Origin of the sequence: Gemella sanguinis ATCC 700632 (genome assembly GCF_000701685.1) — a bacterium.
GTDB classification, from domain to species: Bacteria; Bacillota; Bacilli; order Staphylococcales; family Gemellaceae; genus Gemella; species Gemella sanguinis.
Window position 1 is genome coordinate 18,054 of the sequence record NZ_JNJO01000009.1, and the last position, 25,243, is coordinate 43,296.

Consider the following 25,243-nt stretch of genomic DNA (forward strand, 5'->3'; position numbering starts at 1 on the left):
AATTATCTCCTTAATCCAAATTCTTCTAGAATTTTATCTTGTTTTTCAAACATTTCTTTCTCATCTTCTGGTGTCATATGGTCATAACCTAATAGATGTAGAAAGCCATGAACGGCTAAAAATCCAATTTCTCTATCGAAACTGTGATTATAGTCTTCAGCTTGTTCCTTAGCTATATCTACACAGATTATAACATCACCAATTGAATTAATTTCGTCTTCTAAACCGATAATACTAATTTCAGATTCAACCTCATCGTTAAGGGCAAATGAAATTACATCGGTTGGAACATCTTTACCACGGTAATCTCTATTTATTTCTTGAATTTCTTCTTTATTCACAAATGATAAAGACATTTCAGTAATATCCGTATTTACATTTTCATGTTTTGCTGCAGATTCTAACAGTTTCAATAACATATTTTTTGTACTGTCTTGTACTAAATTATCATCGTCAATAATGTCTACAAAAGTCATAACTTTCTCCTTTAATTTTTTAAAGATGCTAAGGGATAGTTTAAAGATAATAAATATAAATTAATCTAAAAACTCTCCCCTATTAATTAATTTAATGAACTAAAATTTTGTTGTCTTAATGCTTCATAAATTATCAATGCAGCAGTATTAGAAAGATTCAATGAACGAACCTTATCAGACATAGGTATTCTTAAACATTGATTATTGTACTTTTCTCTGAATTCTTTAGGTAAACCTTTAGTTTCACGTCCAAAAATGAAATAAATTTCTTCGTCATTTTTATTTGAAAAATCAAAATCTGAATAGTTTTTTTCACCAAATTTTGTAATTAAGTAATAATGTTTATCTTCAGTATTTTCTAAAAATTCTTCAAAACTATCCCAAACAACTAAATCAAGATCTTTCCAATAGTCTAGACCAGCTCTTTTAACTTGCTTATCATCAATTGAGAACCCCAATGGTCTTATAAGATGTAATCTTGTGTTTGTACCAACACAAGTTCGTGCAATATTACCGGTATTTGCAGGGATTTCAGGTTGATATAAAACTATATTATTCATACTAATTAGAATGGAAGTTTGCCACCAAACATTCTTCCAAGTCCCTTTCTCTTAGATTTATCATTCATTAAACCACCGAACTGTTTCATCATTTTACGCATTTCTTCAAATTGTTTAATAAGTTTGTGAACTTCACTTATTGGACGTCCACTACCTTGAGCAATACGTTTACGACGTGGAACATTAATGATATCAGGATTTTGTCTTTCTTCAATTGTCATTGATTTTATGATAGCTTCAATATATACGAATTGCTTTTCATCAACAGCATCAAGATTCATATTTTTCATTTTTCCCATACCTGGAATCATACCCAAGATATCTTTAATACTACCTAATTTTTTTACTTGTTCTAATTGTGATAAGAAGTCTTCAAAAGTAAAACTTTGTGTTAGAATTTTCTCTTGCATTTTTTTTGCTTCATCTTCATCAATTGAAGCTTGAGCTTTTTCTATTAGCGTAAGCACATCACCCATTCCAAGAATTCTAGATGCCATACGTTCTGGGTGGAATAATTCTAAATCATTCATTTTTTCACCCATACCTACTAATTTAATTGGTTTTCCAGTTATAGATTTAATTGATAATGCAGCCCCACCACGAGTATCACCATCTAATTTAGTTAATACTAAACCAGTGATGTCTAATTGTTCATCAAAAGATGTGGCTATATTTACAGCTTCTTGACCTATCATTGCATCAACTACAAGTAAAATCTCATCAGGATTTGATACTGATTTTATATCTTTAAGCTCATCCATAAGTAACTCATCAATATGTAAACGACCCGCTGTATCAATAATTACATAATTATAATAGTTTTCTTTAGCAAATTCTAAACCTTCTTTTACGATATCAGCAGGATCTTTATCGACAAAGAAAACTTCAATGTCCAATTGTTTTCCTAAAGTTTTTAACTGCTGAACTGCTGCTGGACGATATACGTCTGCTGCAATAAGAAGCGGTTTTTTCTTCATTGTTTTTTTAGCTTTTAAAGCAAGCTTACCCGCTGTAGTAGTTTTACCTGCCCCTTGCAGCCCAACCATCATTACTGTTGTAATTTTTCCGCCTTGATTTAGTTCTACGTTTGTACCACCTAATAGTTCAACTAATTCTTCATTAACAATTTTTACAATTTGTTGTGCAGGGGTAAGAGATTTCATTACCTCTGTTCCAACAGCACGCTCACTAATTTTTTTTACAAATTCTTTAACAACTTTAAAGTTAACATCGGCTTCTAATAGTGCTAGACGAACTTCTCTCATCATTTCCTTTACATCAGATTCAGATACTTTACCTTTACCTGTTAGCTTTGCAATTGTATTTTGTAATCTTTCTGATAAATTTTCAAATGCCATACAACACTCTCCTAATTTTCTAGTTTTATTAATTGATCGACGTAAGAAAGTATTCCTTCGTCACTAGTACTTTTTCTTAACTCATTTAACAAGAATAATCTCTCATTATTCAATTTTATTAAGTTTAATTTCTCTTCATACTGCTCTAATTCAGTAATTGTTCTTTTTATATTATTAGAAACAGCTTGTTTTGAAATATCATAATTCTCTGAAATTTCTGTTAGCGAAAAATCATTGAAATAATAATCATTTAGATATTGTTTTTGTTTTTCACTTAATAATTCAGAATAAAAATCGTAGAGTTGTGAAATTTTAATAACTTGTTCTATTTCCACAATTTTCCTCCAATTTAAAATATAAATCTACATCCTTATATTATACGATAAAACCTTACTTTTTTCAATCTTTTGCCCCTTAATATGTCCGGTTTAATAGCTTTACAGAAGAAATTAATAAGTAAAAAAAGATAAATTATTTGTTAATTATAATTTATCTTTTCTCGTAATTTTTTAAATATAATCTAATGCAGAATTGTCAATTGAAATAGAAATTTTTTCAGTTGTAAAACTCTCTGAAAAGTAGTTATTTATATATTTTAATAATAAGTGTAGTTTGTTATATTCAGTATCTTGGTATTTAATGATAATGTTAAATTTATATTCGTTGTTAACTTTATAAAACATACTTTTATTTGGACCTAAAATATCTAATGTATTTTGTTTTTCATTTAAGAAATTATATATAGTTTTTGCAGCAAATTCTGTTTTTTGTTCATTGTTCCCTTTTATAGTAATGAAGGATATTTTACAAAAAGGTGGATAATCTAATAATCTTCTACGATTCAATTCATATTTATAAAAATTTACATAATCGTGATTAATTGAATAATCTATAATATTACTTTCAATATTAGTTTGGAATATTACCTCACCAGTTTTATTACTTCGTCCTGCCCTTCCAGCTGTTTGAACTAATAATTGGAATAGTTTTTCATTTGCTTTAAAACTAGGTATTGAAATTAGACTATCTATTGATAGCACACCAACAAGTGTAATATTTGGAAAATCAAGCCCTTTTGAAATCATTTGTGTACCTAAAAGTATATCTGATTTTTTATTTTTAAAATTAGTTAATAATTTTTCGTATGCTCCCTTTTTGTTAGTTGTATCGGAATCCATTCGTGTAATACGTATTCCAGGAATATGCTCCAAAAGGTATTCTTCAACACGTTGTATTCCATAATTACCAGAAACTAATTCAGGCTTATTGCAGCATTTCTTTATATTAGAAACGTATTTTTTGTAACCACATAAGTGACAACGTAGAGAATTGTCATGTTTGTGATAGTTTAAACTAATATCACAATTTTCACATTTATATATATGACCACAAGAAAAACATCTTATAAAATTAGTATAACCTCTCTTATTCATCAGTAGAAGAACCTGTTCATTTCTTGAAACCTTCTCTTTTATTTTATTTAATAATTCATTTGAAATAACTTGGTTTTTATCATCTACATGTGAAATAGAAATTTTAGGTAAATTATTGTTATATCTTTGTGTTAAAGTTAGCAAATTATTGTTATTATTATTTTTAAAATAATAATATAAATCTATAGTAGGCGTTGCACTAGCATAAAGAACAGTACATTTATTATATATACCACGTTTTTTGGCGATATCTTTTGTGTCGTAACGTGGAGATTCTGTTTGTTTATAACTATTCTCATGTTCTTCATCAATAATAATTAACCCTAAGTTTTCAAAAGGAGCAAAAACTGCCGATCTAGTACCTAAACAAATATTAACTTTACCATCTTTAATTTTTTTCCATTCATGATACTTATCTTTAGGAGATAATCTAGAATGAATTACTGATATATTATTACCAAAAATATTTCTAAATTTTTTTTCAATTTGAGGAGTAAGAATTATTTCAGGAACAAGGACTATTGAATTTTTATTTGATTTTAAAGCCTCTTCTACAAGTCTTATATATATTTCTGTTTTTCCTGAACCTGTAACACCGTGTAGTAAATATTCATTAAAACTATTTTTGTTAAAGTCTTTTAAAATATGATTAAGAACTCCTTGTTGCTTTTCATTTAGTTGTACATTATTTGATAAGATTTTATTATCATAATTAGTTTTAATTTCTTCTTCTAATAGTTTAATTGAATTATTCTCTATAAGTTTTTTTACAACATTATCCCCAATAGATAATACTTCTTTAACTAAAGATTTCTTAATTTTTTTATTTTTTACTAAATAATTAATTAAAGTTGTTTGTTTTTTAGTGAATTTCTTTTCTTTATAGTCATTCAAGATGATATATGTTTCGGTATCTGCTTTTATTTCTTTATTTTTACTAATAAGTTTTATAGCCTTTAATGAAATTAATTGGCCTATTTGTTCTTTAGTGAATATTTTTTCAAATTTTTTCTTTTCAATTAGTTTATTGTTATTAAAATACTTAGCATAATCAATTAATAATGTTGTATTTGGGTCTAATAATTCATAATACTCAATATACTTATTTTTAAATATTGTTGGAATAATTGTTTCAATAGCTTGTATTCTTGTACAAAATAATTCCTCTGACATTACTTTGGAAAGTAAAATCATTTCTTTAGTAAGAACAGGGAAATCATCTTTTACTTTTTTTATATATTTAAAATTAGAAATATCTGTTTTTCCTTCATATTTTTCAAAAGTATCAATTACATAACCTTGTACAATTCTCATACCGAATGGTACTTCTACTCTAAAGCCTATAATATTTTTATTTTTTAATTCATTTGGAATTTTATAATAGAAACTTCTATTAACGTTATAGTTACTTATATCAGTAATTACTTTCGCAAACATTTTTTTCCCCTCCTTTCTAAGAAACATAAACTAAGAGTGGAATAAATCAGATTGATTTTAACCACTCCTAAAATTTATCAAGTAACTTTATTAATTAAATAATTGTATTTAATATTTCTTTAGCAATAGATTCTTTACTACTTTTTTCAATTTTTCTTACATTCTTATTTTTATCAATAATATAAACTTCGTTATCATCACTACCAAAGCCTATATCATTCTTCGAAATGTCATTAGCTACAATGTAGTCAAGATGTTTTTTTTCAATCTTTTCCATAGCATATTCTAATAATGAATTTGTTTCTGCAGCAAAGCCAATAACTATTTGATTATCTCTTTTATTTTCACCTACGTACTTTAATATATCCGGTGTACGTTTAAGTTTAATAGATAAATCACCATCTTGTTTCTTTACTTTTTTATCGAATACTTCAATTGGTGTGTAGTCTGAAACTGCGGCTGCTTTAATAATAATATCACAATCTAAAAAATTATTTTTTACTACATTATACATATCTTGAGTACTTACTATTTTCTCAACAGTTATATTTAGGTGTTGAGGTTTTGTATCTACTCCAGTTACTAGTATTACTTTCGCACCTCTTTTAGCACATTCATTTGCAAGTGCAATTCCCATCTTACCACTAGAAGGGTTCGTAAAACATCTGAATGGATCAATGAACTCTTTTGTAGGCCCAGCTGTTATTAATACTTTTTTATTTAAAAGCTCATTATTGCTTTCGAATAGAACGCTACTAATAATAGTATCTGTAGAAGGAAATTTTCCTTTTCCTACATCACCACATGCTAATAATCCTGATGCTGGTTCTATTAGATTAAATCCTAATCTTGAAAGTTTTTTAATATTTTCTTGAATTATAGGATTTTCATACATAGCAGTATTCATTGCGGGAAAAATAAAAACTTTATTAAAGTTTCTAACTGCTAACATTAAAGATGAGGCTAAATCATCAGCCAGACCATTTGCAAATTTTGAAATTAAGTTAGCAGTTGCAGGTGCTACAATAATTTTATCAGCCCATTTTCCTAAATCAATATGTTGTATTTCTTCTTCATTAATTTCAGTAAACGTATCTGTATAAACTTTATTTTTAGTTAATGTTTGAAATGGAAGTTCCGTAACGAATTGTTTGGCATTATTTGTTAATATTACTTTAACATTATGACCTTGTTTTACTAATTGACTAGTAAGATCAATAGCTTTATATGCTGCAATTCCTCCTGAAACTATTTGTAATATATTCATTATATGCTCCTTATTTTATATGCTAGAAATGAAATTAGAAAATATCATTATTTTTTCCACCAGGTCCAAATACAGCGATTTCTAATTTTGATAAACGTTTTAATATATCAACATTAGTGACTTGAACAGGTTTTTCTTCTCTTGAAGAATTTTTAAGAGCCTCTACTTTAATTTTTAAATTTTGGTTTTCTATTTCTAATTCTTTTAGTTTAGTTAATAATTTATCTAATTTCATATAGTCTTCAATAATTAAATCTAAATAATCATTAACATCATCTTCACTATATCCTTTTGTTCTGCTTTTTTTAAATTCTTTTTCATAAATATTTTTTGCTGTTAAATTTAATTCTATACTCATTTTATTACTCCTTTTATTCAAATTCTGAAAAATATGCAATACAACTTACTAAATAAAGAGGTGCCGTTTCTGCTCTCAAAATCCTCTTACCTAAGCTTACCATTTTAAATTCAGATTTAGTTAAAATACTAATCTCATTTTCTGATATTCCGCCTTCGCTTCCGAAAACTGCTATAATTGATTTATTATCTAAATCATCTTTTAATAAAGCTTTTAAATTTTCATTATTTTTATTTTGTGATTCTTTTTCATAAGCTACAACTTTATAATCCATATTAGTTGTAGTATTGATTAATTCCTGTAAATTATTAACATAACTCAGTGTAGGAATTATATTACGTTTAGATTGCTCAGCAGCTTCTTTTAATATCTTATCCCATCTTTTTAATTTTGAATTTATTTTATCAGACTTAATTTTTGCGATATTTCGTTCAGAGTTAAAAAGAATAATATTAAAAACACCAAGTTCTGTTAGCTTTTGTAGAAGGTATTCTATTTTATCATTCTTTAGTGGTGGAATCGCTACAGTTATTTTAGTTTTAAGCTCATTAGATTCTTCAACTTTCTCAAATGGTTCAACAATTACTCTATCGATATTGTTGTCTATAATATTGCATACATATTTTATCTCATCGTTAAATACGATAAATACCTTATCATTTATATTTTTTCTCATTACTCTCACAATATGATTGCTGTCTTCTTTAGATAGTTCATACTCTGAGTTTAAATTAAAATTCTTATTTACAAAATATTGTTGCATAAGCACTCCTATATCTTTATCTTTATATATAATTTTACATTAGAATTTATATTAATGCAATAGCTACTCCAATCTCATTTATTAAATAATTATTAAGTAAAACAACAGTACGTTATTTAAATTTAAATTCAATGCTATAACGCATAATAATACCCCTCTTACTGGTTTGTTCAGTAAAAGGGGTACATATCAGATTTTTATTAATCTCTTTTTTTATTAACTTCCAGAAGGAATATATCCTTCGATATGTTTTTTAGCTAACTCTTCATGTTCAGCATATGTTTTTGAGAAATATCCTTTGCCATCTTTTGTAGCATGTAAGAAATATAAATAATCTGTTTTTTCAGCATTATTTAGTGCTTCAAATGAAATTGTACTAGTCGAAGCTATTGGACCAGGAGGTAAACCTACAGTTGTATATGTGTTATACGGTGAATCTTCTGTTAGTTCTTTTTGAGTAGGAGCTCCAGTCAATTTATCTGCTGCATAGTTTGCAGAAGGGTCTGTTTGTAGTTTCATACCTTTTGCAAGTCTATTTAAGAATACACTAGCAATTAGTTTATTTTCATCTGTTTTTGTAGATTCTTTTTCTAGAATACTAGCCATTGTGATATATTTGTGAATTGAAATTTGAGTTTTCTTACCATTTATATTCCAAGTTTTATTTGTATTTTTATACAATGGAACAATTTTATCATTCGCAGCTTGAACCATTTTTGTTATTAGGCTTTCTACAGTCTCGTTATCGTCTATGTTATAAACTGCAGGATATAAATAACCTTCTAATGCATATTTAATATTTTTACCATAAACTTCATCAGTAATTAATTCAGGGAATTGTTCTTGTAATTTCTTAATAAAATCAGAATCATTAACCTTTTCTAAAAATTCTTCAGAACTTAGTTTTGTATTCTCAAGATTTTTAGAAATTTTAAGGATACTATCACCTTCTATAACTGAAAATGTCTTTCCGGTTCTTGCATTATCTTTTGAAGTTAATTCTTCAATTATTTGTGCAAGACTCATACTTGGTTTCAAGTTGAAGTTTCCAATATAAAATCCAGAATTTGAATTCAATCTTGTGTAAATTTTAAATACAGTTTCATTTTTTATTAGCCCTTTACTTTTTAGTTCTTGAGCTATTTTTGCACTTCCATAATTTTCTTTTACTTCTATTCTTACATCATTATTGTTATTTTTATCAACAGGAGTTGTCATGTAATAGAAAAACGATAATGCAGCTATAGCAATAGCTAGTATTACAGTAAAAATAATAGGTAAAATTGAAGTTTTTCTTTTATTTTTTTGTCTTAGTTCTTCTCTACGCTTTAATTTTTCTTCGTTCATTCTTTACTCGCTTTCGTCATAATAAAAAGTATCAAGTACTTCTGAAATCATATCATACTCTTCGTCAGTTTCTACAGGTTCGAATCTAATTCTCTCGTCATCTTCTTCTACACATACCATAGGGAAGATACTTATTTCATCTTCGTCAATTGTTTCTTCTTCAGCAAAAATATAATATAAATTATTATTTGTTGGATTAGTAAATTCTAATATTTTACGATACTCTTTTTCTTCTCCTTCTAGAGTGCTTAGAGTATAAATCTCTTCAGTATTATCTATACTAATTTTTTTTAAATCTTTTTCTTCCATTTTTTTATCCTCCGTAGAATATTTATTTTAATTTAATTTAATTTGTCTAAATAAGTTTGTAATATTAAAACGGCAGCCATTTTATCTATTACATTTTTTCTTTTTTTTCTAGAGACATTAGCTTCAAGAAGTACTCGCTCTGCCCCCATAGTTGTAAGTCTTTCATCTTGTAGGATGATTTCAACTGACTTAATTTTTTTCTTAAGAACTTCAACAAAATATAAAGTAGCTTCACCTCTAAAACCAATACTATTGTCCATGTTTTTGGGTAAACCGACAATAATTTTTCCTACATTATGTTTATTTACCAGCTCTTTAATTCTCTTTATTTTGAAATCCTTTATTTGCTCATTAATATTTATTGTTTCGATTCCTTGGGCTGTTAAACCTAATAGATCACTTACTGCAACTCCAATAGTTTTAGATCCATAATCCAAGCCCATTATTCTTTTTTCTAACATTTAAGACTCCTGTATAAAAAAGTACAATAGAAATTCTAATATATCATCCATTTCTATTAATCTAATTTGTTCTCTGGCATGATTATCACGAGGAATATAAATTGGATCAGCTGTTTTTATATATCCCATAAGTTGATTAATAGGGTCATATCCACGTTGTTTTATTGTAGCTACAACATTTTTTAATATATTATGAATATCATTTTTGTCATAAAAATTACTATCAAACAATCTAGTTTCATCAAAATTTGTCATAATTATTACCTCCAATTATGCTAATTCAATTAAAATTCCTACAGCATTTTCTCCAGTATGTGTTGAAATAATAGGTGTTGTAACAAAAATATCTTTGTCTTCAACATAGTAGTTAAAATTATCTTTTATTTCCTGTCTTATTAAATTGACATATTCATCAGAAATTGCATGTGGTAATGAAATTTTTTTAATTTCACGGTCACCAATTACATCCCTCATGTGATTAATTAAAGAATGTACTAGTTTCTTCTTACCTCTTACTTTATCAATAGCAATTAGTTCAGTTTCTTTTAATTGAGTTAAAACTTTAATATTTAACAAATTACCAATAAGAGCTGAGGCTTTACTTAAACGACCACCCTTAACTAAATTATCAAGGTTATCTATTGTTACAAAAGTATATATATTTTTTACCTGCTCTCTTAAGTTATCTGCAACTACATCTAAAGAAATATTATTATTTATTTGTTCAATTGCAGATTCTAATAAGTATACCATACCTCTAGTAGTTGTTTTAGTGTCTACAACATATATATTATTAAAATCTGAACTTGCTGCAAGTACTGAATTATATGTACCACTTAAAGCTGAAGATATAGTTAAAACTAAAATTTTATACCCTTCTTTTGTCCATTTTTCAAATGCTTCTATATATTTTCCAATAGCAGGTTGGCTTGTAGAAAATTCCTTTGCAGTTCTCATTCTAATTATATATTCTTCATTTCCGATTGTTCTATAATCGTACTCTTCTCCGTCAATATTTATTGTAAGTGGTATAACCTCAAGATTGTATTTTTCAATTTCATCTAAGGTTAAATCACTTGAAGAATCAATGATAATTTTAACCTTTTCCATCTTTAATCCCCTTTTCGTCTTTTATAGTGCATAAAAACATAATTATGCTCATTATTTTCATCTTTTGTAAATTCTTGGCGAGCTATTAATTCCCAATCTTCTTCTGAAAAATCAGGGAATTTTGTATCAGCTTCTACTACCGTATCAACTTCAGTAATAAACATTTCGTCGCATCGATTTAGGTACTGATTGTAAATTGTTCCTCCACCAAATATGAATACTTTTTCTGTTTCTGTATTATCAAAAACTCTATCATCACTATATATCTCTATATTGTTATAGTCTTTAGTATATTGTTTTACAGAATCAACATTTCTTGTTAGTACCCTATTAATTCTATTAGGAAGTGGTCGTCCAATGCTTTCTAATGTTTTTCTACCCATTATTATAGTTTGTCCCGTAGTAAGTTCTTTTACACGTAACATATCATTTTTTAAACGCCAAGGAATTGTATTCTCATTTCCTATAGATTTGTTCTTATCATAAGCTACTATTAATGATAACATAGTTGTACCTCCTAAACTGCAATAGGTGCCTTAATAAACGGATGCGATTCATAGTTTACAAGTTCTACATCCGAAATTTTCAAGTCAAAAATACTTTGAAACTCATTAATTTTTAAAGATGGTAAATCATAAGGTGTTCTAGAAATTTGTTCATTTACTTGATCAAAGTGATTGTTATAAATATGTGCATCACCTAAAGTGTGAACAAACTCACCTACTTCTAGATTACATTCTTTTGCTATTAAAATAGTTAGTAATGAATATGAAGCTATATTAAAAGGTACACCTAGGAAAACATCTCCGCTACGTTGATATAATTGACAACTTAACTTACCATCACTAACATAAAACTGGAATAGAGAATGACAAGGAGGTAAAGCCATTGTGTCAACCTCAGCTGGATTCCAAGAAGAAACTATTAATCTTCGTGAAGATGGATTTTCTTTAATTTGTTCAATTACATTTTTCAATTGATCAACACCGTTGAAATTTCTCCATTGTTTACCATAAACATTTCCTAAATCACCATATTTATTTGAGAATTCATCATCAGTTAATATTTTTTCTTTGAAAAATTTCATTTGTTCTTTATACTCTTTGGCAAAATCTTCATCAACTAATGTTCTATGTCCAAAATCTGTCATGTCAGGTCCATTATATTCATCGCTTTCAACCCATTTTTTAAAGGCCCATTCATTCCAGATATTATTATTATTTTGTAATAAGAATCTAATATTTGTATCACCTTTTATAAACCAAAGTAATTCTGACCAAACTAGATTGAAATTTACTTTTTTTGTTGTTAATAATGGGAATCCATTGTTAAGGTCGAACTTCATTTGATAACCAAATATACTTTTTGTTCCAACACCAGTTCTATCCTTTTTCTCTATTCCATTATCTAAAATATGTTTACATAAATCTAAGTATTCTTTGTCTGCCACTTTATTTCTCCATTATGCTTTATAATTATTTTCTTTCAAATATTTAATTAACTCTTTGATCTTTTCTAAAGAATTTTTTCCGAAATGATGTTCAATACCTTCTACTTCCTCATAAATTTTATCTTCTTGAACACCAATAATTCTTAGAAAATCTTCTAATAATTCATGTCTAGTAAGAGCATATTCACCCATTTTTCTTCCGTTTTCTGTAAGAGCAATGCCTCTATACTTTTCATAAACTATATAGCCTTCTACATCTAGCTTCTTTAGCATTTTTGTAACTGTAGAAGGATATACCTCTAACTTTTCTGCAATATCTGCACTTCGTGCATATCCTTTGTTCTTAACCAAAGAATATATTACTTCTATATAGTCTTCCATAGTTGGAGTTGTTTTTGTCATATATTACCTCCTTATAAAATTACAAATGGTGATTTTTCAACTTTAGATTGCTCAACTACTATATTGAGTTCTCTAATATAGTCTTGTAGTAACTCTTTAACAAGATGTTCTGAAAAATGACCGATATCAATAATATTCTTTTTCATTTCTATAGCATCTAATGCAGCATGATAACCAACATCTCCTGTTAAATAAATATCGACATCAGGAATTGAATAGATAAAATCTGCTCCACTTCCTCCAAGAATAGCTACTGAATGAATTTTTTTATTATTACCTATAACTGCTGAGACAGTTTCAAGTTTAAATTGGGCCTTTAAATATTTTATAAATTCTTCTAAATCCATCTCTTTAGATAATTTTCCAAATCTTCCTAGACCAGAATTATGATCTAGTTCATGTTCAAACAATACATTAATTTCTTCTAATTTCAACTTCTTAGCTAAGAAATCATTAAGACCTAATGAAGCGGAATCAAGATTAGTATGAAATGATATAACAGAAATATTATTTTGAATTAAGTTTCTTATTATATTAGATTTAAAATCATCTGTAAAGTTTAATGATTTTAATGGTTTAAAAATCAAAGGATGATGCGATACAATTAGATTTATACCATTTTTTATTGCTTCATCTACTACATCGGTAGTAACATCTAAACAAACTAAGACTTTATTAACTTCATCATTATAGTTACCTAACATTAATCCAACATTATCCCATTTTTCTGCCAATTTAATATCGGCAAGACGGTTTAAATGATCAAAAACATTTTTTACTTTTACCACATCTAGCCCTCCTTTAATATTTATCATCATTTAATTATATCATTTTAAAAAAAAAATTGCCATAATGACACTTATTTGTAATGAAATTAACATATAGTAATAATCAATTGAAATATTGTATTTTTGCATTTTGATTATCGTTTTAATAATTTCAATACTCTAGACATTTTGATTATTATATATTATTATAATTATAATTATAAAGTATTTTTAGGAGTTATTTATGCAAGTTGTAGAGGGGTATTTAAATAAGGTTATTTTTCATAATGAAGAAAATAATTACTATATATTATCAATATTTTTAAATAATAATTACGACTTTATTGAAGGTGATTATCTTAGTGTTGTTGGTACATTTGATGATATTGAATTTATAGAAGATGAACTTTATATGTTTAAAGGTCAAATTGTTCATCATAGAAAATATGGAGTTCAACTATCTGCGATAATAGTTGAACCGGTAATACAAAAAGATAAAGACGCTATTATTTCATATTTATCTAGTTCTATTTTTCAAGGTATCGGTAGAAAAACAGCTGAGCAAATAGTTGAAAGCTTAGGAGTTGATGCTCTTGATAAGATATATGAGGATAAAGAATCACTTTATAATTTAAAAGGTATTACAAAACAACGAAAAGATACAATCTACTCTACAATTATTTCTAATAAACAAACACAAGATATTATATTAAAGTTAAATGAATATAATTTAAGTAATAATTTAATATTAAAAATTTATAATTATTATAAGCATAATACCTTAAAAACAATTTCTGAAAATCCATATACACTAGTTAGAGATATAAAAGGAATTAGTTTTAAAACTGTAGATAAAATAGCTGAACTGAATAATATAGATCCTAATAATTGTAATAGAATTATTTATGGCTTTATATACACAATAAGCACATTTTGTTTTTCAACTGGTAATACATATATTAAAAAAAATACTTTACTTTATAACACATTTAACGTATTATATGCATCTAGAAAAGTTGCTATAGAAAAAGATGATATATTAAATGCTTTAAATTATTGTTTGGAAGTTGGGAAATTAATTGAAATAGAGAATAAAGTATTTTTACCAGAAATTTATTATTCTGAGTATTTTATTTACAACGATATAAAAAATCGTTTATCTAAGCCAAATAATCTTGAAATAAGTGATAAATTACTTAATAAATACATTAAAGAAGTTGAAGATGAACTTAATATAGAATATGACATTGTTCAAATAGAAGCAATAAAAAATTCTGTTTTAAACAATTTTTCAATTCTAACAGGTGGACCAGGAACGGGTAAAACTACAATTATATTGGCTGTTATAAAAATTTTTCAAAAAATTAAAAATTATAGTTTGGTTGAATTACAAGATGAAAACAAGAATATCTTAACATTATGTGCTCCTACAGGTAAAGCAGCAAAGAGAATGACAGAAAGTACAGGTTTCTTTGCTTCTACAATCCATAAAGCTATAGGTTGGACAACTGAAGATGAAAACATGGAAGAGTTTGTTAGTGACAAAAAAATTAAATCTGAACTAGTAATTATAGATGAAGCTAGTATGATTGACGTATTTCTCATGCACAATCTTTTAAAAATAATTGATTCTAACTCTAAGATAATACTCGTAGGTGATAATGATCAGTTACCTTCTATTGCTCCAGGAAATGTACTTAATGATTTAATTAATTCTAATGAAATTTCTACAGTAAAATTAAATAGAATTTTTAGGCAAAGTGAACATTCAAGTATAATAAATATTTCGCATTCAATTAAAAATAATATCCCGTTTGATGTACTTGAAAATTTTGATGATAAAGAATTCTTGTTAGCTTTAAAAAATGATTTATTAAAAGTTATAACAACTACATATAGTAATTTACTAGAAATTTCAGATAAAGAAAAAATTCAAATATTAGCTCCTATCTATAAAGGTATTTGTGGTATAAATGAAATTAATAAAACTATTCAAGATCTTTTCAATAAAAATGAATTATTAATAGAATATGGAGAATTAATTTATAAAGCAGAAGATAGAGTTATGCAACTTGTAAATAGACCAGAAGATAATATATTTAATGGTGATATAGGATATATATATGATATTTACAAAGAAAATGGCAAATATAAAATAATTATTGACTATGATAACAACCTTGTAACCTATGAGAAGCAAGATTTAAATCAAATAACACTCTCTTATGCCTGCTCTATTCATAAGGCCCAAGGTTCAGAATTTGATAATATTATAATTCCATTTATAGATAATTATAATTTTATGTTAAATAAAAATCTCACTTATACTGCAGTTACTCGAGCCAAAAACAAATTGATTTTATGTGGAAATCCTAATGTGTTTTATAAATCAATAGAACCGAATAATACTGTAACAAGACAAACAGCTTTGTGCTGGTTTTTCACAGCGAATAACAATTTAGATAAAACAGAAATTATCCTTGAAGAAGATTATATTTTAAATTATCAAAATATTAACAATATAGACCCTATGATTGGTATGGAGGATATTAAACCTTCAGACTTTTTATAAAAAAACTTGGAAATATTATTTTCCAAGTTTTTTCTTATATATTAGATAATTCACGAGCTAATCTATCTATATCATTAATGTGTAAGAATACAGAATTTATTGAAGAACCATTTTTAGTTGATAGAGATTTATCTACAACAGTTATTACTTCAGGTATTAATTTTTCTATTGATGTTAATCTATTATTTAATTCATTAAGTTTATCATAATCTGTATTATTGTTAGATAATGACTTTAGAAAATTAATTTCATTTAAAACACGTTGTTTTAATTCCGAGAATTTATTTCCCTTTTCCCCTAAATCTCTCCCTTTAGTTAAATCAGTTTCAATAGAACCAACTAGCTCATCCATAGTAATAACGTCTTTTGAAAAATCTTTAATTTTACTTTTAATAAAATCATTAGAGTATTTCTTTTCAGTGATATTATAACTTAGTTCATCAATATTATTAGTCTTAAATGTTAAAGTGTTATTGTTCTTAGTTAAAATCTCTATTGTTAAATCTTTATTATCAAATTTTTCAGATGTAAGACTATTATATGATAATTGTTCCCCTTTAAATGAATTAATTTTTAATGATTTTAAAATTGACTTAAAATCTTCTTCATTAATAACTTCATCCTTAATTGTAATAATTAATTTATTATTTTTGGTATCAAATTCAGTTTTTTCAAGCTGGTTAATCTGTACTGAATTAGTTAAGTTTTGAAGTTGATCATTTGTATTGGACTTATTAGAACTACAACCTTGCAAAAAAAGCAAGGTTGTAATTAATATTAATATTTTTTTCATGAATTAATATATACTAAAATAATTCTGGAGCTGAAATAATATTTAAATTCTCGTCAATTTCAAATACTAAAGGTGTACCTGTTGGTAAATTTAAATCAAGAATTTTTTCATCAGAAATATTTAATAAATATTTAATTAATGCTCTTAAACTATTTCCATGGGCAGAAATAAGAACATTTTTACCAGCTTTAATTTGTTTAGAAATATCACTTTCCCAGTATGGAAGTACACGATCAATTGTAAGTTTTAAACTCTCTCCAGTTGGAATTTCATTTTCTGGTATTTCTTTGTATCTATCAATATTACCTGGATACATAGGACTATCTTTCTCAACTTGAGGAGGAGCTACATCAAAACTTCTTCTCCAAATATGAACTTGTTCATCTCCATATTTTTGAGCAGTTTCAGCTTTGTTTAATCCTTGAAGTGCTCCATAGTGTCTTTCATTAAGTCTCCAGCTTTTATATACTGGAATCCATAATAAATCTAATTCTTCTAAGAATAAGTTTAATGTTTTAATTGCACGTTTTTGATATGAAGTATAAGCTACATCAAAAGTTAATCCTAATTCTTTAAGACTTTGACCACCTTTAATAGCTTCTTGTCTACCTTTATCTGTGATATCTACATCAACCCATCCTGTAAATCTGTTTTCAAGATTCCATTGACTTTCACCATGTCTAGTTAATACTAATTTCATTAAGAAATCCTCCTAGTGTTATAATTATACAGTTAATTATACAATACTTTTTGAAATTAGTACATACTTTTTATATTAAAAAATTATGATAACGATAAATTGTTATTATTAAACAGTTTTTGTAATAATAAACTGTTGATACAATCTTCTTAATATTTTATTAATAAACTTTACGATTAACTTTATTTTTCTTAATGATTTTAACTTTGTTTGTTTCGAAGAAAGTAAAAACTTTCGCTAAAATTACTAATACTATTAACCAATATATAAACATAATAATACCTTCTTTCTTTTTATACGTAAAACTTAATTCCATTTCGTATATATATATTAACATACGGAAAACCGAAAATCAAGTAAAAAATTCATATTTCTTAATTTTTTTTATTAAATTAAATATACTCTTGATTTTTAATACGGATTACTTTATAATAATATATAGAATAAACAAAGGATAGGATTGCATTATATGACTACAACATTTAGTATTAGATTTAAACAATGTTTAAAAGAAAAAAATATTAAACAAGCAGAACTTGCTCGTTCAACAAAAATCACACCCTCTTCTATTAGTGATTGGTCTAAAGGTAAATACGTACCTAAACGTGATAAATTATTAGCTATTGCTGAATTTCTAGAAGTTAATCCAGACTGGCTAGTTGGGGAAAGTGATAATATGGAAATTACTCCTCTCCCTACTTCAACTAATAATCATATTAATGAAGATACAGAAGAATTAATAGATAACATTTCTAAACTTCCTATACTTGGTACAATTTGTGCTGGTGATGGTGTTTATATTGAAGAAGAGTATGATGAACATATTTTTATTGATCAAGGTATGCGTGCGGATTTTGCTTTACGTGTTAAAGGTGATAGTATGATTGAAGCTGGTATCTTTGATGGTGATTTGGTATTTATTCGTCAACAAAGCTCAGTACGTAATGGTAAAATTGCTGCTGTACGTCTTACTGAATGGAATGAGGCATCTTTAAAGAAAATATTCGTAAAAAATGATAATGTCATTTTATATCCGTGTAATCCAGAGTTTGAACCTATTGTAACTAGAAATGTTGAGATAATTGGTGAATGTGTGGGAGTCTATAGAGAGTTATAACAAGAATAAATCTGTAATAGTAAAAGAAAGAAGATAAGATGAACCTATCTTCTTTCTTTTATTTATTGTATTCTAAATATGCAATTCTATCTTTACCATTGATATCTTTGTAAACAGTTGTAATAAAATTATTACTTTTACCTAATTCTAAAATTTTTTCTTTTTGATCATAGCCAATTTCTAAAAAAATGGTTCCATCATTTTCTAAATACTGATTAGCATTTTCAATAATTTTCCTATAAAAATATATTCCATCTTCTTCTGCAAACAATGCTAAGTGTGGATCATAGTTTAAAACACTATCTTTAATTGTTATTTTATCTTTGTAACTAATATAAGGTGGATTAGATATTATTAAATCAAATTTTCCAGAAATATTATCAAACAAATCAGATTTAATAAAAGTAATGTTTGCATTATTATTATTTGCATTCTCTATAGCTATTGATAATGCTTTTTCACTTATATCACTAGCTACTATTTCAGTATATTTTTCAACAATTTCTTTCTTAAGCGTTATAGCGATTATTCCACTACCCGTACATAAATCTAATATTCTAAAAGAATCTTTTTTTGATTTTTTTATATACTCTAAAACCTTATATATTAATTCTTCAGTCTCTATTCGAGGAGATAAAACATCTTTGGTAACTTTAAATTTTCTATCATAAAAATAATCAAAACCAACTAAATGACTTAATGGTGTATCTTCATTTATATTTTTATTTATTAAATCAAAATATCTATTTTCTTGTTCAACTGATAACTCTTCTGATAATTTATTGGAAAATTGTTCCGCCGTTTCATCAAGCATATACATTAATAAAAATTTAGCTAATGATTCTTCTTTGTCTTGCCTTCTTAAAAGAAGACAAGCTTTTAATATAGCTTGTCTTCTGTTCATTATAGTTCTTCACCTTTATTAAGTTCTGCCATTTTTTCTGCTTGTTCAGCAATACGTAATGCTTCTAGAACCTCATCAAGTTTCCCTTCCATAATTTGATCAAGTTTTTGAATAGTTAATCCTATTCTATGATCAGTTACACGGTTTTGAGGATAGTTATAAGTTCTAATACGTTCTGAACGATCTCCAGTACCAACTTTAGATTTACGTTCTGCATCAAATTTAGCTTGTTCTTCTTGTTGATATTTATCATAAACACGAGCACGAAGAACTTTCATAGCTTTCTCTTTATTCTTAATTTGAGAACGTTCATCTTGCATAGATACAACTACTCCTGTAGGAATATGTGTTAAACGAACAGCTGACATTGTTGTATTTACTGATTGTCCTCCTGCTCCACTAGAAGCAAATGTATCTACACGGATATCATTCTCATTAATTTCTATTTCAACTTCTTCAGCTTCTGGAAGAACTACCACTGTAGCTGTAGAAGTATGGATACGTCCACTTGATTCTGTTGTTGGTACACGTTGAACACGGTGAGCTCCACTTTCAAATTTCATTTTAGAATATACATCTTCACCTGAAATTATAAAAATTGCCTCTTTAATACCACCTATCCCAGTTTCTGATCTTTCTAGTACATCAACTTTCCAACCTTGAGACTCTGCAAAACGAGTGTACATTCTTAATAAATCACCAGCAAATAGTTGAGCTTCATCTCCACCAGCTGCACCACGAACCTCAACAACAACGTTTTTACCATCATTTGGATCCTTAGGTAATAATAGTATTTTTAATTCTTCTTCCATAGGTGCAAGAGTTGGTTCTAATTCTTTTATCTCCTCTTGCATCATTTCTTTCATTTCCTTATCTTCTTCAATTTCAAGAAGTTCTTTTGTGTCTTTTATTTGTTGAACAATATCCTTATACTCTCTAAAAACTGATACAGTTTTTTCAATTGAACGTTGTTCTTTAGAGTATTCCATAAGTTTTTTTGTATCACTTACAACATCTGGATCACTTAATAATTCATTTAACTTTTCGTAGCGTTCTTCCACTACTTCAAGTTGTCCTAAAATTTCCATTATATCCTCCTACTTTTATCTTTCTATTTCGTGACAATGACGACATCTAGCTTCATATGATTCGCTAGCTCCTATCACTACAATAGGATCATCATATTTTGCTGGTTTTCCATTTATTAATCTTTGACTTCTACTTGCTTCTTTTCCACACTTATTACATACTGCATGCAATTTAGTTACCATTTCACTAATAGCCATAATTTCTGGCATTGGATGAAATGGTTCTGCTTTAAAATCCATATCTAAACCTGCAACTATAACTCTTATTCCGTCATCAGCTAATTTATTAATAATTTTTACTATATCATTATCAAAAAATTGTATTTCGTCAATTCCTATAATATCATAATTTGTATCTTTAACAAAGTTTAAAATATCAGATGACTTTTCTATACTTATTGAATCATAGCTATTACCATTATGTGTAGAAACTCGATTTTCATCATATCTATTATCTATACTCGGTTTAAATAATAATACTTTTTGTTTGGCAATAACGCCTCGTTTTATTCTTCTTAATAATTCTTCGGATTTTCCTGAAAACATACTACCGCATATGCATTCAATCCAACCAAACTTTCTATTTTCTACCATTTTCTAATCTCCTAAAGAACAATACTAAATTTTAAAATTTTTAGTATACATAGAATAAAAACAGACAATCCAAATAGATATGCCTGTTTTTGTTTTTTACTTGATACCGTATTTTTTGTTGAAACGTTCGATACGACCATCTGCTTGAGCAAAACGTTGACGTCCTGTGTAGAATGGGTGTGTGTCTGAACTGATTTCAACTTTTAATAATGGGTATGTATTTCCGTCTTCCCACTCGATAGTTTCTTTAGATGGTTTAGTAGAACCACTTAAGAATTTGAAACCACTAGTAGTGTCCATAAATACAACTTTACGGTAATCTGGATGAATTCCTTCTCTCATTATTATCGTCTCCTTCTGCCCTGAACGCTTTTAATACGAACAGAGTTATTTTTAAGTGATTTAATCACATACCTTATTATTATAAATAATTATAAGGAAAAAATCAAGTACTTTTATTAATAAATGTAAACTTTTTTTGTTGACAGTTAAATATAATTATTAGCTTTTTAGAATTACTATAAGCGAACCCTATTCTGTTATTTTATATAATCTGTTGCAACATCTTCTCCAAACCATTTATTTGATATTTCTTGAAATTTACCTTCTTTATAAAGTTCTTTAAAGGCCTCATTAACTTTCTTTACTAATGTTGTATCTGCTTTTCTAGCACCTACAGCAAATGAATCACCTTCAAATCCTGCATTAATTATATTATAATCTTGTAGTTTATTTTGTTGTTTTAAATAATAATTAGCATATACCCTATCTATAAGTAATGCATCTATTCTATCATTTTCTAAATCTATTAGAGCTTCATTAAAGCTTTCATACTGTGTTGCGTCATTATTTTTCACAATATTTTTTAAGATTTCTGGATTACTATTAAATGAATCATACCCAGAAGAACCATTTTGAGCCCCTAAAACTTTATCTTTTAGCTGCTCTTTATTTACTATATTTTTTGATTTTTTTGTTACAATAACTTGTTCATTAATCATATATTCATCAGAAAATAAAACGGTTTTTTCTCTCTCTGAAGTTTTAGAGTATCCATTCCAAATTAAATCTATATTACCATTTTTTAATTCTGTTTCTTTTAAATCCCAATTTATTGCTTGCCATTGAACTTTTATATTATATTTTTTAAAAACTTCATTTGCAAGATCAATATCAAAACCAATATTTTTTCCAGATTTATCTTGAAATCCCATTGGTACAAATGTATTATCAAAACCTATAACAATTGTTTTCTGATTTTCAAAATCATTCCAATTATCTTTTTGAGGTTTATCTTTTCCACCAGAAGCACAACCAGTTAGTATCAATAGAAAACTTAGTAATGTAATAATTAATTTCGATATTTTCATGATGCTTCTCCTTTATTTCGGTTCGACTTTCAAAATATCATCTGCAATATTTTCAGCAAACTGTAAATCATGTGTTACTACAATTTGAGTAACACCAAGTTTTTTATTTTGTAATATTAGCTTTTCCACTTCCAAACGAAGTTCAGGATCTAAAGCACTTGTTGGCTCATCATAACCAATTATCTTAGGTTCAATCATCATTGCACGTGCTAAGGCAACCCTTTGCTTCTGACCTCCAGAAAGAGAATGTGGATAACTTTTACAATGATTTTCTAATCCTAATTGTTCTAATAATTTGATAGCCTTTGATTCTGCTTCATCCTTTTTTATTCCCATAGTTTGTACAGGAGATATAACTAAATTTTCTAACACAGTCATATGAGGGAATAATTGAAAGTCTTGAAATACGAAACCAAGAAGATTTCTTTTTTCTAACTCATTTAAAGGAAGATTTTCTCCGTTAAATATTATCTCTCCAGAGTCTATTGACTCCAACCCTGCTAACATACGAAGCAATGTAGTTTTACCACCACCAGAAGGTCCTACTATTGCTAGAATTTTATTTTCCTCTACTTTTAAATTAAAGTTTGATAAAATCTCTTTATCTTTAAATTTTTTACTAATATTTTTTAACTCTAACATAGTTCTTACCTCCTATCGTAATTATAACATTTTTCTACACGTTTAGAAACAACCGTTACAATACCAATTAAAATTAAATATATCATACCTGCTACAAACATTGGAAGTAAGCTAGCATCTCTGTTTGCTGCAGTTCTACTTGCTAATATTAAATCACTAATACCTAAAGCATAAACTAATGATGTATCTTTTACTAAACTCATTATTTCATTAAATACACTAGGTAAAACTATTTTTATTACTTGTGGTAATATTATGAAGCGTATAGTCTGAAATTGATTGAATTTTAATACTTTTGCTGCCTCATATTGACCTTTAGGAATAGAATTAATTCCACCTCTAAATATTTCAGCAAAATATGCAGCATAATTCAATGTAAAAGCAATTATTGCAGCTGGTAATCTATCAAAACGAACTCCTACAGTTGGTAAAACATAATAAATAAAAATTAATTGTAGAAGTAAGGGTGTACCCCTCATTATCCAAATATATATATTTATAAAGTAATTTAAAATTGTTATGTTAAATCGCATAATAAATGCAATTATAATACCAAGAGGAATAGATAATATTAAAACAAGAAAAAAAACTTCTAATGTTATTAAAGTACCGTTTAATAAACTTGGCAATATTTCTATTAAATATTCCATAAAATCCTCCTTTTTTAGTTAATATGTATTTTTGTAATTTTACCATTGTTTCATAATTTTTTCAATACTTTTCAAATAGTATTAAATTTTAGATAAAAAAAAAAAAACGCTTTTAAAAGCGTTCTTTATTATTTGTTTAATTTAGAATCGTGGAATTTTTTCATAATTCCTTCTTTAGATAATAAACTTCTAACTGTGTCAGAAGGTTGTGCTCCATTACCTAACCATTTTAATGCTAATTCTTCATCGATTTTAACTTCAGCTGGATCTTTTACAGCGTTGTAAGTACCGATAGTTTCGATAGAACGTCCATCACGTGGAGATCTTGAATCAGCAACAACGATACGGTAGAAAGGTGATTTTTTAGCACCTAATCTTTTTAAACGGATTTTTACTGCCATTTTATTTGTACTCCTTATGTTTCAACTTTTTATTTTAATTTAGTGTGTGTGTTTATGAAGTGTTTAATGAAAAAGTTGAATCTATAACGCTAAGTTTTCTAAGCTAGATATTATTCTATCATTAATAAAAGAGTATGTCAATACTTTTTAACTAAAAATGTCAACTTTTTTTGTTGACACTTATAATAACTATTATATAGTCTTTTATAAAGAATGTAAAGAAATAATATTTATAAAATTATACTTAGTATAATAGCTGATTTTAATATTTAATAACTAAAAATAGATGGATATATAATCCACCTATTTCTTATTTTTTAATCTTCTAATACCTTTTCAATTTCATTTAATACTTGTTCTTTTCCAATTTTTGTAACTGAAGAGAACGGTATTATAGCCATATTATTTGTTAGGTCTAGTTCTTTTTTAATTTTAGATAAATTTCTAGATAGTTCATTTTTAGATATTTTATCAATTTTCGTTAATACTACTACAAATGGAATTTCATAATAATTTAAAAATTCATTCATTTCTATGTCGTCTTGTGAAGGTTTATGTCTACTATCTATTAGATGTAAAACAAAACCAAGATTTTGGCTATTCGTAAAGTACTCTACTATCATATCATATAGTTTTTCTTTTTCTGATTTAGATAACTTAGCATAACCATATCCAGGTACATCAACTAATACCAGTTTATCATCAATATCAAAGAAATTTAGTGTTCTTGTCTTACCTGGTTTAGAAGAAACACGTGCATAATTTTTTCTCTCTAAAATCGTATTAATGAAAGATGATTTCCCAACATTCGATCGACCACACATAGCCACTTCAGGTTTCTCATGTTCTGGATATTGTTTTTTTGAAACTGCACTAATTAATAAATCAACATTATGTGTATTTAATTTTCTCAT

30 protein-coding genes are annotated in these 25,243 nt (G+C 26.9%); 2 read left to right on the forward strand and 28 right to left on the reverse strand.

All coding sequences use genetic code 11. The features are described 5' to 3' along the window. Window positions 1-2: 2 nt before the first annotated feature. The 17 genes from ybeY to T369_RS0105355 form a co-directional block, all read right to left on the reverse strand. A complete protein-coding gene (ybeY, locus tag T369_RS0105275; RefSeq protein WP_031552658.1) occupies window positions 3-476 on the reverse strand; it encodes an rRNA maturation RNase YbeY in 474 nt (157 codons plus the stop codon). Window positions 477-562: 86 nt separating this feature from the next. Then, entirely contained in the window at window positions 563-1,036 is a 474-nt protein-coding gene (trmL, locus tag T369_RS0105280) for a tRNA (uridine(34)/cytosine(34)/5-carboxymethylaminomethyluridine(34)-2'-O)-methyltransferase TrmL (protein WP_031552661.1), read from the reverse strand. A gap of 5 nt (window positions 1,037-1,041) precedes the next feature. Next, window positions 1,042-2,394: a signal recognition particle protein gene (gene ffh, locus T369_RS0105285; RefSeq protein WP_031552663.1), complete on the reverse strand. Its 1,353-nt coding sequence runs from the start codon at window positions 2,392-2,394 to the stop codon at window positions 1,042-1,044. Between the two features lie 11 nt (window positions 2,395-2,405). After that, on the reverse strand, window positions 2,406-2,729 hold the full coding sequence (ylxM, locus tag T369_RS0105290) for a YlxM family DNA-binding protein (RefSeq protein ID WP_006365061.1): 324 nt from the start codon (window positions 2,727-2,729) through the stop codon (window positions 2,406-2,408). 174 nt (window positions 2,730-2,903) lie between these two features. After that, window positions 2,904-5,264, reverse strand: a complete 2,361-nt coding sequence (gene priA / locus T369_RS0105295) for a replication restart helicase PriA (RefSeq protein WP_031552666.1) — start codon at window positions 5,262-5,264, stop codon at window positions 2,904-2,906. A gap of 94 nt (window positions 5,265-5,358) precedes the next feature. Continuing rightward, window positions 5,359-6,534, reverse strand: coding sequence for a bifunctional phosphopantothenoylcysteine decarboxylase/phosphopantothenate--cysteine ligase CoaBC (coaBC, locus tag T369_RS0105300; RefSeq protein WP_035496431.1), 1,176 nt, complete (start codon window positions 6,532-6,534; stop codon window positions 5,359-5,361). A gap of 31 nt (window positions 6,535-6,565) precedes the next feature. Further along, window positions 6,566-6,889, reverse strand: a complete 324-nt coding sequence (locus T369_RS0105305; RefSeq protein WP_031552670.1) for a DivIVA domain-containing protein — start codon at window positions 6,887-6,889, stop codon at window positions 6,566-6,568. A gap of 13 nt (window positions 6,890-6,902) precedes the next feature. Then, window positions 6,903-7,652 carry an RsmE family RNA methyltransferase gene (locus T369_RS0105310; protein ID WP_031552673.1) on the reverse strand — a complete coding sequence of 250 codons (750 nt, stop codon included), beginning with the start codon at window positions 7,650-7,652 and terminating at the stop codon, window positions 6,903-6,905. Between the two features lie 216 nt (window positions 7,653-7,868). Beyond that, window positions 7,869-8,999, reverse strand: a complete 1,131-nt coding sequence (mltG, locus tag T369_RS0105315) for an endolytic transglycosylase MltG (RefSeq protein WP_031552675.1) — start codon at window positions 8,997-8,999, stop codon at window positions 7,869-7,871. A gap of 3 nt (window positions 9,000-9,002) precedes the next feature. Then, the gene (locus T369_RS0105320; protein WP_006365067.1) at window positions 9,003-9,308 is read right to left on the reverse strand and encodes a DUF1292 domain-containing protein; all 306 of its coding nucleotides are present in this window, start codon (window positions 9,306-9,308) and stop codon (window positions 9,003-9,005) included. A gap of 32 nt (window positions 9,309-9,340) precedes the next feature. Further along, complete coding sequence (gene ruvX, locus T369_RS0105325; protein WP_031552677.1) at window positions 9,341-9,769, reverse strand: Holliday junction resolvase RuvX; 429 nt, start codon at window positions 9,767-9,769, stop codon at window positions 9,341-9,343. Beyond that, window positions 9,770-10,024, reverse strand: a complete 255-nt coding sequence (locus T369_RS0105330; protein ID WP_006365069.1) for an IreB family regulatory phosphoprotein — start codon at window positions 10,022-10,024, stop codon at window positions 9,770-9,772. Between the two features lie 15 nt (window positions 10,025-10,039). Further along, window positions 10,040-10,879: a DegV family protein gene (locus T369_RS0105335; RefSeq protein WP_006365070.1), complete on the reverse strand. Its 840-nt coding sequence runs from the start codon at window positions 10,877-10,879 to the stop codon at window positions 10,040-10,042. Between the two features lie 2 nt (window positions 10,880-10,881). After that, window positions 10,882-11,385 carry a dihydrofolate reductase gene (locus tag T369_RS0105340; RefSeq protein WP_006365071.1) on the reverse strand — a complete coding sequence of 168 codons (504 nt, stop codon included), beginning with the start codon at window positions 11,383-11,385 and terminating at the stop codon, window positions 10,882-10,884. 11 nt (window positions 11,386-11,396) lie between these two features. After that, entirely contained in the window at window positions 11,397-12,329 is a 933-nt protein-coding gene (locus T369_RS0105345) for a thymidylate synthase (protein WP_031552682.1), read from the reverse strand. Window positions 12,330-12,341: 12 nt separating this feature from the next. Then, entirely contained in the window at window positions 12,342-12,731 is a 390-nt protein-coding gene (gene mntR / locus T369_RS0105350) for a transcriptional regulator MntR (RefSeq protein WP_006365073.1), read from the reverse strand. 11 nt (window positions 12,732-12,742) lie between these two features. Continuing rightward, window positions 12,743-13,519 carry a Nif3-like dinuclear metal center hexameric protein gene (locus T369_RS0105355; RefSeq protein WP_031552685.1) on the reverse strand — a complete coding sequence of 259 codons (777 nt, stop codon included), beginning with the start codon at window positions 13,517-13,519 and terminating at the stop codon, window positions 12,743-12,745. A 223-nt stretch (window positions 13,520-13,742) separates the two neighbouring features. On the opposite strand from T369_RS0105355, the gene recD2 reads away from it, so the two are divergent. Next, window positions 13,743-16,070 carry an SF1B family DNA helicase RecD2 gene (gene recD2 / locus T369_RS0105360; RefSeq protein ID WP_031552688.1) on the forward strand — a complete coding sequence of 776 codons (2,328 nt, stop codon included), beginning with the start codon at window positions 13,743-13,745 and terminating at the stop codon, window positions 16,068-16,070. Between the two features lie 34 nt (window positions 16,071-16,104). Here recD2 and T369_RS0105365 read toward each other — a convergent pair whose 3' ends face one another. Beyond that, entirely contained in the window at window positions 16,105-16,863 is a 759-nt protein-coding gene (locus tag T369_RS0105365) for a hypothetical protein (RefSeq protein ID WP_233417885.1), read from the reverse strand. 13 nt (window positions 16,864-16,876) lie between these two features. Continuing rightward, complete coding sequence (gene gpmA, locus T369_RS0105370) at window positions 16,877-17,563, reverse strand: 2,3-diphosphoglycerate-dependent phosphoglycerate mutase (RefSeq protein ID WP_031552694.1); 687 nt, start codon at window positions 17,561-17,563, stop codon at window positions 16,877-16,879. A 469-nt stretch (window positions 17,564-18,032) separates the two neighbouring features. On the opposite strand from gpmA, the gene T369_RS0105380 reads away from it, so the two are divergent. Beyond that, complete coding sequence (locus T369_RS0105380) at window positions 18,033-18,680, forward strand: LexA family protein (RefSeq protein ID WP_006365079.1); 648 nt, start codon at window positions 18,033-18,035, stop codon at window positions 18,678-18,680. 58 nt (window positions 18,681-18,738) lie between these two features. Here T369_RS0105380 and prmC read toward each other — a convergent pair whose 3' ends face one another. The 9 genes from prmC to yihA all read right to left on the reverse strand — a co-directional run bounded on the left by prmC (window position 18,739) and on the right by yihA (window position 25,243). Then, the gene (gene prmC, locus T369_RS0105385; RefSeq protein WP_031552697.1) at window positions 18,739-19,584 is read right to left on the reverse strand and encodes a peptide chain release factor N(5)-glutamine methyltransferase; all 846 of its coding nucleotides are present in this window, start codon (window positions 19,582-19,584) and stop codon (window positions 18,739-18,741) included. Then, on the reverse strand, window positions 19,584-20,672 hold the full coding sequence (gene prfA / locus T369_RS0105390; protein ID WP_031552701.1) for a peptide chain release factor 1: 1,089 nt from the start codon (window positions 20,670-20,672) through the stop codon (window positions 19,584-19,586). The genes prmC and prfA overlap by 1 nt, the downstream gene beginning before the upstream one ends. A 15-nt stretch (window positions 20,673-20,687) precedes the next feature. After that, entirely contained in the window at window positions 20,688-21,266 is a 579-nt protein-coding gene (locus T369_RS0105395; protein ID WP_031552704.1) for a thymidine kinase, read from the reverse strand. Window positions 21,267-21,362: 96 nt separating this feature from the next. Beyond that, complete coding sequence (locus T369_RS0105400; protein ID WP_003145327.1) at window positions 21,363-21,608, reverse strand: type B 50S ribosomal protein L31; 246 nt, start codon at window positions 21,606-21,608, stop codon at window positions 21,363-21,365. Between the two features lie 197 nt (window positions 21,609-21,805). After that, window positions 21,806-22,636: an amino acid ABC transporter substrate-binding protein gene (locus T369_RS0105405; protein ID WP_031552708.1), complete on the reverse strand. Its 831-nt coding sequence runs from the start codon at window positions 22,634-22,636 to the stop codon at window positions 21,806-21,808. Between the two features lie 12 nt (window positions 22,637-22,648). Next, on the reverse strand, window positions 22,649-23,278 hold the full coding sequence (locus T369_RS0105410) for an amino acid ABC transporter ATP-binding protein (RefSeq protein WP_031552711.1): 630 nt from the start codon (window positions 23,276-23,278) through the stop codon (window positions 22,649-22,651). Window positions 23,279-23,283: 5 nt separating this feature from the next. Further along, entirely contained in the window at window positions 23,284-23,928 is a 645-nt protein-coding gene (locus T369_RS0105415; RefSeq protein WP_031552714.1) for an amino acid ABC transporter permease, read from the reverse strand. 128 nt (window positions 23,929-24,056) lie between these two features. Then, window positions 24,057-24,329: a 30S ribosomal protein S16 gene (gene rpsP, locus T369_RS0105420; protein WP_006365091.1), complete on the reverse strand. Its 273-nt coding sequence runs from the start codon at window positions 24,327-24,329 to the stop codon at window positions 24,057-24,059. A 317-nt stretch (window positions 24,330-24,646) separates the two neighbouring features. Continuing rightward, window positions 24,647-25,243: a ribosome biogenesis GTP-binding protein YihA/YsxC gene (gene yihA, locus T369_RS0105425; protein WP_031552716.1), complete on the reverse strand. Its 597-nt coding sequence runs from the start codon at window positions 25,241-25,243 to the stop codon at window positions 24,647-24,649.

Coding starts and splice junctions, on each gene's coding strand:
- ybeY (WP_031552658.1), bottom strand. CDS start 476: ATGACTTTTGTAGACATTATTGACGATGATAATTTAGTACAAGACAGT.
- trmL (WP_031552661.1), bottom strand. CDS start 1,036: ATGAATAATATAGTTTTATATCAACCTGAAATCCCTGCAAATACCGGT.
- ffh (WP_031552663.1), bottom strand. CDS start 2,394: ATGGCATTTGAAAATTTATCAGAAAGATTACAAAATACAATTGCAAAG.
- priA (WP_031552666.1), bottom strand. CDS start 5,264: ATGTTTGCGAAAGTAATTACTGATATAAGTAACTATAACGTTAATAGA.
- T369_RS0105305 (WP_031552670.1), bottom strand. CDS start 6,889: ATGAGTATAGAATTAAATTTAACAGCAAAAAATATTTATGAAAAAGAA.
- T369_RS0105310 (WP_031552673.1), bottom strand. CDS start 7,652: ATGCAACAATATTTTGTAAATAAGAATTTTAATTTAAACTCAGAGTAT.
- mltG (WP_031552675.1), bottom strand. CDS start 8,999: ATGAACGAAGAAAAATTAAAGCGTAGAGAAGAACTAAGACAAAAAAAT.
- T369_RS0105320 (WP_006365067.1), bottom strand. CDS start 9,308: ATGGAAGAAAAAGATTTAAAAAAAATTAGTATAGATAATACTGAAGAG.
- ruvX (WP_031552677.1), bottom strand. CDS start 9,769: ATGTTAGAAAAAAGAATAATGGGCTTGGATTATGGATCTAAAACTATT.
- T369_RS0105330 (WP_006365069.1), bottom strand. CDS start 10,024: ATGACAAATTTTGATGAAACTAGATTGTTTGATAGTAATTTTTATGAC.
- T369_RS0105335 (WP_006365070.1), bottom strand. CDS start 10,879: ATGGAAAAGGTTAAAATTATCATTGATTCTTCAAGTGATTTAACCTTA.
- T369_RS0105340 (WP_006365071.1), bottom strand. CDS start 11,385: ATGTTATCATTAATAGTAGCTTATGATAAGAACAAATCTATAGGAAAT.
- mntR (WP_006365073.1), bottom strand. CDS start 12,731: ATGACAAAAACAACTCCAACTATGGAAGACTATATAGAAGTAATATAT.
- recD2 (WP_031552688.1), top strand. CDS start 13,743: ATGCAAGTTGTAGAGGGGTATTTAAATAAGGTTATTTTTCATAATGAA.
- T369_RS0105365 (WP_233417885.1), bottom strand. CDS start 16,863: ATGAAAAAAATATTAATATTAATTACAACCTTGCTTTTTTTGCAAGGT.
- gpmA (WP_031552694.1), bottom strand. CDS start 17,563: ATGAAATTAGTATTAACTAGACATGGTGAAAGTCAATGGAATCTTGAA.
- T369_RS0105380 (WP_006365079.1), top strand. CDS start 18,033: ATGACTACAACATTTAGTATTAGATTTAAACAATGTTTAAAAGAAAAA.
- prmC (WP_031552697.1), bottom strand. CDS start 19,584: ATGAACAGAAGACAAGCTATATTAAAAGCTTGTCTTCTTTTAAGAAGG.
- prfA (WP_031552701.1), bottom strand. CDS start 20,672: ATGGAAATTTTAGGACAACTTGAAGTAGTGGAAGAACGCTACGAAAAG.
- T369_RS0105395 (WP_031552704.1), bottom strand. CDS start 21,266: ATGGTAGAAAATAGAAAGTTTGGTTGGATTGAATGCATATGCGGTAGT.
- T369_RS0105400 (WP_003145327.1), bottom strand. CDS start 21,608: ATGAGAGAAGGAATTCATCCAGATTACCGTAAAGTTGTATTTATGGAC.
- T369_RS0105405 (WP_031552708.1), bottom strand. CDS start 22,636: ATGAAAATATCGAAATTAATTATTACATTACTAAGTTTTCTATTGATA.
- T369_RS0105410 (WP_031552711.1), bottom strand. CDS start 23,278: ATGTTAGAGTTAAAAAATATTAGTAAAAAATTTAAAGATAAAGAGATT.
- T369_RS0105415 (WP_031552714.1), bottom strand. CDS start 23,928: ATGGAATATTTAATAGAAATATTGCCAAGTTTATTAAACGGTACTTTA.
- rpsP (WP_006365091.1), bottom strand. CDS start 24,329: ATGGCAGTAAAAATCCGTTTAAAAAGATTAGGTGCTAAAAAATCACCT.
- yihA (WP_031552716.1), bottom strand. CDS start 25,243: ATGAGAAAATTAAATACACATAATGTTGATTTATTAATTAGTGCAGTT.